The sequence below is a fragment of the Actinoallomurus acaciae genome (genome assembly GCF_042429965.1).
Lineage (GTDB): Bacteria > Actinomycetota > Actinomycetes > Streptosporangiales > Streptosporangiaceae > Actinoallomurus > Actinoallomurus acaciae.
Genome location: NZ_JBHLZP010000271.1, coordinates 1 through 11,075 on the forward strand (window position 1 = coordinate 1; position 11,075 = coordinate 11,075).

The window sequence follows — 11,075 nt, forward strand, 5'->3', positions numbered from 1 at the left end:
CGTCGCGGTGCCGGTCAGCCCCGGCTCAGCTCCTTGTGGTCGCCGCCCTCGGTCTCGGCGTGACCGTCGGCGTCCTCCGGCGCGGCCCCGTGACCGTTGCCGTCGGCGTGGCCGTTGCCGATCGGGATGTCGTCGGCGGCAAAGGCGCCGTTGAGCGCCCGGCGGGCCCGGCCCAGCGGGCCGCGGGAGGCCGGCGACGGGATGCCGTTCTCGTCCTCCTCCTCGCCCGAGACGAGCGCGGGGGCGGCCGGCTTGGCGCTCAGGACCGCCTCGGCCGCCTCCTTGACCGGCTCGTGGACCTCGATGAACTCGCCGCTCGGCAGCATCTTGATGATGCCGGACTCGACGCCGTGCTCGTACTCCTCGGCGTCCTTGCGCTGCAGGCCCAGGCAGATCCGCTTCGTCACGATGTAGGCGATGGCCGGGCCGATGAAGACCGCGAACCGGAAGAACCACGTCGTCTGGTACAGCGAGATGTGGAACTTGTCGGCCAGGACGTCGTTGCCGCCCGCCAGCCACAGCAGCCCGTAGAAGGCGACGGTGGCCATGCCGACCGCGGTGCGGAACGGCGCGTTGCGCGGCCGGTCGGCGATGTGGTGGATGCGCCGGTCACCGGTCGCCCACTGCTCGATGAACGGCCACACGGCGGCGCCCGTCATGATCAGGCCCAGTGGTACGAGCGCCGGCACCAGGACGTTCCAGGAGACCGTGTGGCCCCACAGGTTCGTCTCCCAGTTGGGCATGATGCGCAGCGCGCCCTCGAGGAAGCCCATGTAGAAGTCGGGCTGCGAACCGGCCGTGATGGAGTCCGGGGTGTACGGGCCGAACAGCCAGATCGGGTTGATCTGGGCGAACGTCCCCAGGAGGGCGACGACCATGAAGGTGAAGACGAAGAACGCGGTGGTCTTGATGAGGAACACCGGGTAGAACGGCTTGCCCAGCACGGACTTCTCCGCCCGGTTCTTGCCCGGGTACTGCGTGTGCCCCTGGAACCACAGGATCATGAAGTGCGCCCCGACGAGCGCCAGCAGGATGCCCGGGATGAGGAGCACGTGCACGGTGTAGAGCCGTGGGATGAAGTCGTGCCCGGGGAACGAGCCCCCGAAGGCGAAGAAGTACAGGTAGCTGCCGACGATCGGGATCGACTGCAGCACGCCCTGGGTGATGCGCAGACCCGTGCCGGACAGCAGGTCGTCCGGCAGGGAGTAACCGAACAGGCCCTCGAGGATGGCCACGGTGAACATCGTGATGCCGATGAGCCAGTTGATCTCACGCGGCTTGCGGTAGGCGCCGGTGAAGAAGACCCGGAGCATGTGCGCCATGATCGACCCGAGGAACAGGATCGCCGACCAGTGGTGGATCTGGCGCATGAGCAGGCCGCCGCGGACATCGAAGCTGATGTGCAGCGTCGAGCTGTACGCCTCGCTCATGCTGACGCCGTTGAGCTTCGTGTAGCTGCCGTGGTACACGACCTCGGACATGCTCGGCTTGAACCACAGCGTGAGGAAGGTCCCGCTGAGCAGCAGGATGATGAACGAGTACAGCGCGATCTCGCCCAGCATGAACGACCAGTGGTCGGGGAAGACCTTCTTCATCTTGCCGCGGAGGAACCCGGCGGTGGCGAAGCGCTCGTCGGCGAAACCGATGGCGCCGTCGATGGCCTTGGGAGGTGTCGTCGTACTCATTTCACCGCTCCTCGCTCGCCGCGCGGTTCACCGATCGGTGAAGGGCGCGAGCCGTCGCATCGGACGCGTGCAGGGGTGAGGGTCATGTCGTTCATGCCTTCGGCCTCCCGCGTTCCCAGAAGCTCGGGCCGACCGGCTCGTGGAAGTCGCTCGTGGCGATCAGATATCCCTCGGAGTCGACGCCGATGGGCAACTGGGGAAGCGGCCGGGCCGCCGGGCCGAAGATGACCTTGGCGCTGTCGAGCGCGTCGAAGGTCGACTGGTGGCACGGGCACAGGATGTGGTGGGTGGTCTGCTCGTACAGGGCCGCCGGGCAGCCCACGTGCGTGCAGATCTTGGAGTAGGCGACGATGCCGCCGACGTGCCAGTTCTCCCGGCCCTTCTTGACCTTGACCTGGTCCTCCGGGAGGTTCAGCAGCAGGACCGTGCTCGTCGCGATCTCGTCGAGGTTGTCCTCCGCGCCCTGCGGGACGACCGTGATGATGCCGCCCGGAGAGTCGAAGTCGGCCGCCTTCAGCGGCTGGCCGGTGCCGTCGACGACGAGACGGGTGCCCGCCTTCCACGCGGTGTGGCGCAGCTTCTTCTCCGGCAGCGGACCGAGGTCGCGCAGCAGGATGAGCGGAAGCAGGCCGAGCGGCGCGGCGGCGAGCAGCAGCGTACGGCGCAGGAGGCGGCGCTTGAGCAGCCCGCTCTCCTCCGTGCCCTCCTGGAAGTACTGGTTGAAGACCTCGCGGTCCTCCGGCTTCGAGGAGATCGGGTGCCGCTCCTGGATGATCTCCTTGGTGGTCACCAGGTGGCGCACCCAGATGGTCATCCCGACCGCGAGGCCGAGGAAGACCACGGTCAGCGCGGTGCCGAGGGTGTAGTTCGACCGGGCGGCCCGGTCGATGTTGCCCACGTGGCCCGGCCAGACCGCGTAGAACACGATGAACGCGATGCCGGCCAGGAAGCTCAGCGTGAAGAAGGCGGCCGCGACGCGCTCGGCCTTGCGCGCCTTCGTCTCGTCGAGCACGTAGCCACTGCCGCCCTGCTTGGACTCGTCCTCGGGAAGCAGCGCCTGGGTGCCGGTCGGCGGCGGAGTGCCGATCACGCGCTTGGGCACGCGACCCTCCTCTTCCGGAGTCGCGCCGCTGGTCTCGTTGTTGTCAGTCATTGTGCTTCTTCTTGGGCTTCCTGGCAGTGAGCCACGCGGCTGCGACGACCATCAGACCGATCCCGACCAGCCAGCCGACGAGGCCTTCGGCCACCGGGCCGACACGGCCCAGGCCGCTGCCACCCGGGTTCACCTCACTGCGGGTCTGCGTGACGTACGCGATGATCGCGCGCTTCTGCTCCGGCGTGATGGTCGTGTCGTTGAAGACCGGCATCGCCTGCGGGCCGGTCACCATGGCCTCGTAGATCTGCGTGGGCGTCGCCTTGTCCAGCGGCGGGGCGTACTTGCCGCCCGTCAGCGCTCCACCGGACCCGGCGAAGTTGTGGCACTGGGCGCAGTTGGCGCGGAAGAGCTTGCCGCCGAGGGCGGCGTCTCCGGTCTTCGGGTCGACCTGGTCGCCGGAGGGGATCGCCGGCCCGCCGCCGAGCGAGGCGATGTACGCCGCGATCTGGCGGGTCTGCTCCTCGTTGAAGACCGGCTTCTTGCGCGGGATCTGCGCGCCGGGGTTCATGGCGGGCATCCGGCCGGTGCCGACCTGGAAGTCCACGGACGCGGCGCCGACGCCGATCAGGCTGGGCGCGGTGCGCGTGCCCTGGGCGTTGGCGCCGTGGCAGCTCGAGCAGGTCTGGTTGAAAAGCTCCTTGCCCTTGGCGATGTCCTGCGCCGACGCCTGGGTGTCAGACGCCTGCGCGCGATCGCCTCCCGAGGAGACACCGGCGTACGCGACAGCGATGATCGCGAGCGCGGCCAGCACGACGGCGTAGCCCGCCCACGGGCGCCGGCGCCATGCGGTGAACCATTTCACGGAAGAGGGTCCCATCTGGATCATTGCAACAGCTCGATGATGTAAATCGTGAAGAACAGCCCGACCCACACCGCGTCGACGAAGTGCCAGTAGTAGGACACGACGATGGCGCTGGTCGCCTGCTCGTGCGTCCAGCGCTTCGCGGCGTACGTCCGCCCGAGCATGAACAGGAACGCGATGAGGCCACCGGTCACGTGCAGACCGTGGAAGCCCGTGGTCAGGTAGAAGACCGATCCGTACGCGCTCGACGAGATCGTGGTGCCCTCATGGATCAGCGTGCGGTATTCGTTGAGCTGCCCGGCGACGAACACCGCGCCCATGAGGAACGACAAGAAGTACCACTCGCGCAGGCCCCACTTGCGCATGTTCACGATGCTTCCCAGCCGCCCGACCTGACCGCGCTCGGCCGCGAACACGCCCAGCTGGCACGTCACACTGGACATCAGCAGGATGAAGGTGTTCACCGAGGCATACGGAATGTCGAGGTGCGCATTCGGCCACTTGCCACCGTCTCCGGTGGTCACCGACCGGATGGTGAAGTACATCGCGAACAGCGCCGCGAAGAACATGAGCTCGGACGACAGCCACACGATCGTGCCCACGCTCACGAGGTTGGGCCGGTTGGCGCGGGTGCGGGGTGCGCTGTCAGTCGCGGATACTGTTGCCACGGCAAGCATTATTACGGCACCTGCCGAGTAGGTGACGCAGGACCCCCCATCAGGCGCGCCCCGATCTTCACCACGAGGCCTCTTCCAGGCGGTTTCCGCCGGAACACGCCGTCTCCAGCAGCTCCTCGCCCCGACCGGTCGTACGGGCCGCGTCGCGCCCGGTAACATCGCTACGTGCGCGGGGTCTCATCGCCCGATCGATGATCACCCGGCTCGCAGGCGCCGGCAGTGCGGCGGCGTGACCATGTCCTTTCGGAAGGGGGAGGCGCAGTCCCTCCCCGGCCTGACCGCCGGGGCCTCCGCGCCGGTTCACGATGAAGATCCTTGTTTACAGCCACGACGCGAACACCCGTGCGCAGGTACGCCTGGCGATCGGCCGCCGGCCCGCCGCGGGACTCCCCGAGGTGGAGTACGTCGAGATCGCCACCGAGCCCGCGGTCTTCGCCCGCCTCGACAAGGGCGACATCGACGTGGCCGTGCTCGACGGCGAGGCACGGCCCGCCGGCGGCATGGGCATCTGCCGCCAGGCCAAGGACGAGATCTACAACTGCCCGCCGATCATGGTCCTCATCGCCCGCCGCGACGACGGGTGGCTGGCCACCTGGTCGCGCGCCGACGCCGTGGCGAGCCTGCCCATCGACTCGGTCGCCCTCGCCGAGGGCGTCGCCGAGCTGGTGCGCAAGCGGCTGACCGGTTCCGGCTCCGAGTTGTCCCGCCGATAGACCCGATAGCCCCAGGGAGCGTCCGGATGGACCCGCGTACGACGTGGCCCGCCCTGATCGACGCGCTGCTCAACCGGCAGTCGCTGTCGGCGGAGGAGACCACTTGGGCGATGCAGGAGATCATGTCGGGGCAGGCCAGCGACGTTCAGATCGCGGGCTTCGCCGTGGCGCTCCGGGCGAAGGGTGAGACGGTCGCGGAGGTCACCGGCCTCGCGACGGGCATGCTGGCCCACGCCACACCGATCACGGTGCCCGGCCCGGCGGTCGACCTCGTCGGCACGGGCGGCGACCAGGCCCACACGGTCAACATCTCCACCATGGGCGCGATCGTCGCCGCCTCCGCCGGCGCACGGATGGTCAAGCACGGCAACCGGGCCGCGTCCTCCTCCTGCGGCGCCGCCGACCTGCTCGAAGAGCTCGGCGTCGCGATCAGCCTGTCGCCCGAGGCCGCGGCCCGGGTCGCCGAGGAGATCGGCATCACGTTCTGCTTCGCGCCCCTGTACCACCCGGCCCTGAGGCACACGGCTCGTACGCGCAGCGAGCTGGGCACCCCGACGATCTTCAACTTCCTGGGCCCGCTGGCCAACCCGGCCCGCCCCACCGCCCAGGCCGTCGGCGTGTTCCACCCCCGCATGGCGGGCGTCATCGCGGGCGTCTTCGCCGAACGCGGCTGCTCGTCGCTGGTGTTCCGCGGCGACGACGGCCTGGACGAGCTGACCACGACCTCGACGTCGGCCGTCTGGGTGGTCCGCGACGGCACCGCGACCGAGACCGCCTTCGACCCGGCCGACCTGGGCATCCCCCGCGCGACCCCGGCCGACCTCCGCGGCGCGGACGCCCGCCACAACGCCCGCGTGGCACACGCGGTGCTGGCCGGGGAGACGGGCCCGGTGCGCGACATCGTGGCCCTCAACGCCGCCGCGGCCCTCGTGGCCGCCGAGGGCACCCCGCCCGCGGAGCGGCTCACGCAGGCCATGAGAGCGGCGTACACGCGCGCCCTCGAGGCGATCGACTCCGGCCACGCCGCGGCCCTGCTGACCCGCTGGACCGAACTGACCCAGCGCCTGGCCGCCTGACCCGAGCCTCCCTCGGAAAGCGACGTACGCACGCCCTGAGGGCGATCGCCCCTCACCGCGGCCTTGCTGATCGCGACACGGGCCCCTCGCCGTCTCGGACCGGCCGGAGAGCCGACCACGAGACGCGAAGGCCATCGGCCGTGGCCGGAGCCTCGGCGCCCCCGGACCGAGCCGACAGACATTCCTCCCGCCCCACATGCTCGGGCGGTCATCAACCCGACCACGATGATCTCGGAGTCCGGAGTCGTGGCCTACGCCGCTCACCAAGGCCAGGACCGCCGGGTACGGGCCGAAGGATGTCCGCGGCCCCTGCGGTCGGGGCGGGTCCCCCGCAGCGTGAGAACCCACCGCGACGCGTCAGCATCCCAATCCCTATCGCCAATCACCTCGGCGACAATGGTGAACAACCGTGGGGCCGACGAACGACCGACGGGCACACCCTTCTGGACCGAGCCCACCCAGCGCCTGGCCCCCTGCCCCGAGGCAAGCGGCCATCGTTCGGCAGGGCAACAACGCAAGCGCCATCCTTCACCCGGCCGTCGTTCACCTCGGCGTCAACGCGAACGGAACCATCTCACCTGGGCATGAGGGTGGGTGGCTGGGGTGGGGCGGGCATGCCCTGGCCGTACGACGGGCCCAGTTGGCTCCCGGCCAGCCACTCCGGCCAGGACAGTTGCCAAAAGCCCCAGCCGTTCCCCGGGGCGAGGCGCCGGCGGGTGCCCGTGACCTGTACCACGTCCCCCGGCTGCGTGTGGTGGAAGAACCAGCGGGCGTCGCGTGGGCCCAGGTTGATGCAGCCGTGGCTCACGTTGCGGCTGCCCTGGTCTCCCACCGACCACGGTGCGCTGTGCTCGTACTCGCCGCTGTCGGAGATCCGGACGGCGTAGTAGACGTCGTGCCGGTAGTGGTCCGGGCAGCCCGGCGGGCAGCCGACCGTCGCCGAGTCCATCACCATGTGGTGGTTCTTCTCCATGGTCAGGTGGATGCCGCTCGTCGTCGTGTACTTGAGCCGCGTCCCCTTCCCCATGCTGATCGGCATCCGGCGGGCGTCGCGGCCGTTCACCCGGACCTCCTGCTCATGGCTGCGGGCGTTGGCCACGGTGATGTGCGCGTCACCGACCGAGAAGTCCCTGACGAGGTCCTCAGCGCCGTACGCGGCCCCCGTCAGCCGCAGGCCCGACAGATGCGCCAGCAGACGTACGCGTGTGTGCGCCGGCCAGTACACGCGCGGGCGGTAGATCACCTCCGACGGAGACGTCCAGTGCCAGGCGCCGATCACCGGTGTCGACGTCCACAGGGCCAGGGAACGCTCGATGGCGGCGCGGTTCCGCACCGGCTCGGTGAAGCGCAGGATGATCGGCATTCCCACCCCGACCGTGGTGCCCGGCTGCGGGGCGGCGACGGTCGCGCCGATCGTGTGGGCCACCCGGCGCGTACGGAAGGTGCTCCGTACCGAGCCCACGTGGCCGTCCGCGCCCGCGACCGTGACGACGAGCGTGTACGAGCGGCCCGGGCTCAGCGCCCAGCGTGGCCACCACACGGTCCCGTCGGCGCTGGTCCGCCCCTCCAGCCGTCCGCCGTCGGCCAGCGTGACCGAACGGATCCGGCCGTCGCGTACCCGGACGCTCACCGGGGCGTCGGGCGGCACGGCGCCCGCTCCCTGCGCCGGCAGGACCGTCACCGCGGCTGGCGGGCGCACGGGCGTGCGGTGCGCGCAGGCTCCGAGCAGCAGGGCGAGCGGGAGCACGCCGACGGCGGACGCACCTCGCCACATACGCACCCCCACCTGTGAGTGTTCGTGCCGAGTATGCGACGAGGGCCGGCGCCGCCTCTCGGCGACACCGGCCCTCGTGACCGATCCTTGGGGTTTCTCAGTGAGAGAAGTGACCCCGGTAGTACTCGAACACGAACCCGATCGCGGCCAGTACCACCGCGAGCATGCCGATCATCAGCATCCACCAGCCGATGACGACGCCGAGGGACGCCGTGCCCGCGGCGAGCGCGGCGAACAGCGGCCACCAGCTGTGCGGGCTGAAGAAGCCCAGCTCGCCGGCGCCGTCGGCGATCTCGCCCTCCTTGTCGTCCTCCGGCCGCGGTCCCACGCGGCGGCCGGTGAACAGCAGGTAGAAGCCGACCAGGCCGGCCAGGCCCACGGTCAGGGCCAGGGCGGTGGTGCCGGTCGGGTCGTGCGACCACAGCCAGTAGATGACGTCCATCACCGCGAAGAACAGCGCGCAGCCGACGAACAGGTAGCCTTCGACCTTCATCGTCAGTCCTCCGTTCCGGCACCGGCCGTCACGGCGGGCTTGGCGTCGGTGTGCGGATAGTGCAGATCGAACGCGGGCCGCTCGGAGCGGATCCGCGGGATCGCGGTGAAGTTGTGCCGCGGCGGCGGGCAGGACGTCGCCCACTCGAGTGAGTTGCCGAAGCCCCACGGGTCATCGACGTAGACCCGCTCGCCGTTGCGCCAGGTGATGTAGACGTTCCACAGGAACGGCAGCATCGAGATCGCCAGGATCAGCGCGCCGATGCTGGACACCTCGTTGAGGCCGGTGAACTGCTTGGCGTAGTCGGGGACGCGCCGCTGCATGCCCTCGGCGCCCAGCCAGTGCTGGACCAGGAAGGTCGTGTGGAAGCCGATGAACAGCAGCCAGAAGTGGACCTTGCCCCAGAACTCGTTGAGCTTCTTCCCCGTCATCTTCGGCCACCAGAAGTAGAAGCCGGCGAACATCGCGAACACCACCGTGCCGAACAGCACGTAGTGGAAGTGCGCGACGACGAAGTAGCTGTCGTTGAGGTGGAAGTCCAGCGGCGGCGAGGCCAGGATGATGCCGGTCAGGCCGCCGAACAGGAACGTCACCAGGAAGCCCAGCGACCACAGCATCGGTGTCTCGAACGTCAGTTGCCCTCGCCAGATCGTGCCGACCCAGTTGAAGAACTTCACCCCGGTCGGGACCGCGATGAGGAACGTCATGAACGAGAAGAACGGCAGCAGCACCTGACCGGTCGGGAACATGTGGTGCGCCCACACGGTCACGGACAGGCCGGCGATGGCGACGGTCGCGCTGACGAGGCCGATGTAGCCGAAGACCGGCTTGCGGGAGAACACCGGCAGGATCTCGGTGATGATCCCGAAGAACGGCAACGCGACGATGTACACCTCGGGATGGCCGAAGAACCAGAAGAGGTGTTGCCAGAGCATCGCGCCGCCGTTGGCGGCGTCGAAGACGTGCGCGCCGAGCTTTCGGTCGGCCTCCAGCGCCAGCAGCGCGGCGGCCAGCACCGGGAAGGCCATGAGCACGAGGACCGACGTGAGCAGGATGTTCCACGTGAAGATCGGCATCCGGAACATCGTCATCCCCGGCGCCCGCATGCAGAAGATCGTGGTGACGAAGTTGACGCCGCCGAGGATCGTGCCCAGGCCGGACAGCACCAGACCCATGATCCACAGGTCGCCGCCGACCTCGGGTGAGCGGATGGCGTTCGACAGCGGCGAGTAGGCGTACCAGCCGAAGCTCGCGGCACCGCCCGGGGTCAGGAACCCGCTGATCGTGATCAGACCGCCGAACAGGAACAGGTAGAAGCTGAACATGTTCATGCGGGGGAACGCCACGTCGGGCGAACCGATCTGCAGCGGCATGATCACGTTGCCGAACCCGACGAACAGCGGCGTCGCGAACAGCAGCAGCATGATCGTGCCGTGCATCGTGAAGAGCTGGTTGAACTGCTCCTCGCTGACGAACTGCAGGCCCGGCCGGGCCAGTTCGGCGCGCATGACCAGGGCCAGGATGCCGCCGATGCCGAAGAACACGAACGACGTGATCAGGTACATGTACCCGATCACCTTGTGGTCCGTGGACGACATCCAGGACGCGATGATCCGGCCCTTGCTCGTGCGCCGGGGAGCGTTCGCCGCCGACGAGGTCGGCTGAGAGATGGTGGTGGTCACTTCATGCTCCCGCCATGGCTGGAGACGAACTGCTCGAACTCGGCCTGCGGGACGATCTTCACCTGGAAGAGCATCCGGCCGTGCTCGACACCGCAGAGTTCGGCGCAGCGTCCCTCGTACGTGCCCGTCTTGGTGGGGGTGATCTCGAAGTCCTGGCCGGACTTGGCCCCCGGGATGATGTCCCGCTTGAAGATGAAGGACGGAACCCAGAAGGAGTGGATGACGTCCTTGGACACCAGGTGGAACCGCACCTTCTTGCCGACCGGGATCTCGAACGTCGGCTTGTGCGGGTCGTCGGGCGAGACGGGCTGACCGACGATGGACCGCGTGTGGTACTGCGGGTAGTCGAACTGCCAGCTCCACTGGAACGCCGTCACGTTGACGAGCGTCACGTCACTGGACTGGGACGCCGGTGTCAGCTTCTCGAGATACGTCTCGTCGCGCGCGGTGAAGTAGAACAGCACCGCGACGATGATGAACGGGACGACGGTGTACAGCATCTCGATCGGCAGGTTGTAGCGAACCTGCGGCGGCAGCTGATCGGACCGCTTGCGGTGGAAGAGCACCGCCCAAATGATCAAGCCCCAGACGAGGGCGCCGACGGCCAGCGCTGCGATCCAGGACCCCTGCCACAGGGTCAGGACGCGCTTGCCCTGCTCGGTGACCGGCGTCGGCAGGCCGAGGCGCACTTTCTCGGCGGAGCACGCCGTCGCGGCGAACGCCAGCGCCGACAGCGCCGCGGCGCCCGTCAGCAGGCGTCGGCGCGCGCCGGGCACGCCCGCGCTCGCAGGCGTGCGCCGCTCTCTACGGCGGGTCGGACTCACGGATTGCCTTCCCACGATGAAGCCCGAGTCTCGGGCGATCAGATCGATGTTCACACGTGTGGGGGAAACATTAGCGGAGGGTCCCGGACACCTCGGTGGTACCCCCGTTACTGTCGTACTCGTGGCCTACTTCGACGCCGCGTCCACCGAACCCCTGCACCCTGCGGCACGTGAGGCGCTGCTGGGTGCCCTC

Annotated in this window: 10 protein-coding genes; 2 read left to right on the plus strand and 8 right to left on the minus strand. The window is 68.9% G+C overall.

What is annotated here, in order from left to right; translation table 11 throughout:
• Positions 1-14: 14 nt before the first annotated feature.
• The 4 genes from qcrB to ctaE all read right to left on the minus strand — a co-directional run bounded on the left by qcrB (position 15) and on the right by ctaE (position 4,320).
• Complete coding sequence (gene qcrB, locus ACFFNX_RS29775; protein ID WP_378209156.1) at positions 15-1,685, minus strand: cytochrome bc1 complex cytochrome b subunit; 1,671 nt, start codon at positions 1,683-1,685, stop codon at positions 15-17.
• Between the two features lie 91 nt (positions 1,686-1,776).
• Entirely contained in the window at positions 1,777-2,838 is a 1,062-nt protein-coding gene (gene qcrA / locus ACFFNX_RS29780; RefSeq protein WP_378209158.1) for a cytochrome bc1 complex Rieske iron-sulfur subunit, read from the minus strand.
• The gene (gene qcrC, locus ACFFNX_RS29785; protein WP_446678532.1) at positions 2,831-3,658 is read right to left on the minus strand and encodes a cytochrome bc1 complex diheme cytochrome c subunit; all 828 of its coding nucleotides are present in this window, start codon (positions 3,656-3,658) and stop codon (positions 2,831-2,833) included. Before qcrC ends, qcrA begins: the two co-directional genes overlap by 8 nt.
• 5 nt (positions 3,659-3,663) lie before the next feature.
• Positions 3,664-4,320 carry an aa3-type cytochrome oxidase subunit III gene (gene ctaE / locus ACFFNX_RS29790; RefSeq protein WP_378209160.1) on the minus strand — a complete coding sequence of 219 codons (657 nt, stop codon included), beginning with the start codon at positions 4,318-4,320 and terminating at the stop codon, positions 3,664-3,666.
• Positions 4,321-4,625: 305 nt separating this feature from the next.
• Between ctaE and ACFFNX_RS29795 the strand changes: the two genes are divergently transcribed.
• Positions 4,626-5,033 (plus strand): hypothetical protein, encoded by a 408-nt coding sequence (locus tag ACFFNX_RS29795; RefSeq protein ID WP_378209162.1) that lies wholly within the window; start codon positions 4,626-4,628, stop codon positions 5,031-5,033.
• Between the two features lie 26 nt (positions 5,034-5,059).
• The gene (gene trpD, locus ACFFNX_RS29800) at positions 5,060-6,109 is read left to right on the plus strand and encodes an anthranilate phosphoribosyltransferase (RefSeq protein ID WP_378209164.1); all 1,050 of its coding nucleotides are present in this window, start codon (positions 5,060-5,062) and stop codon (positions 6,107-6,109) included.
• 574 nt (positions 6,110-6,683) lie between these two features.
• On the opposite strand, the gene ACFFNX_RS29805 is transcribed toward trpD, so the two are convergent.
• The 4 genes from ACFFNX_RS29805 to ctaC all read right to left on the minus strand — a co-directional run bounded on the left by ACFFNX_RS29805 (position 6,684) and on the right by ctaC (position 10,882).
• The gene (locus ACFFNX_RS29805; RefSeq protein WP_378209165.1) at positions 6,684-7,883 is read right to left on the minus strand and encodes a L,D-transpeptidase; all 1,200 of its coding nucleotides are present in this window, start codon (positions 7,881-7,883) and stop codon (positions 6,684-6,686) included.
• Between the two features lie 97 nt (positions 7,884-7,980).
• The gene (locus ACFFNX_RS29810) at positions 7,981-8,376 is read right to left on the minus strand and encodes a cytochrome c oxidase subunit 4 (protein WP_378209167.1); all 396 of its coding nucleotides are present in this window, start codon (positions 8,374-8,376) and stop codon (positions 7,981-7,983) included.
• A gap of 2 nt (positions 8,377-8,378) precedes the next feature.
• A complete protein-coding gene (ctaD, locus tag ACFFNX_RS29815) occupies positions 8,379-10,058 on the minus strand; it encodes an aa3-type cytochrome oxidase subunit I (protein WP_378209169.1) in 1,680 nt (559 codons plus the stop codon).
• Positions 10,055-10,882, minus strand: coding sequence for an aa3-type cytochrome oxidase subunit II (gene ctaC / locus ACFFNX_RS29820; protein ID WP_378209171.1), 828 nt, complete (start codon positions 10,880-10,882; stop codon positions 10,055-10,057). The genes ctaD and ctaC overlap by 4 nt, the downstream gene beginning before the upstream one ends.
• Positions 10,883-11,075 lie beyond the last annotated feature (193 nt).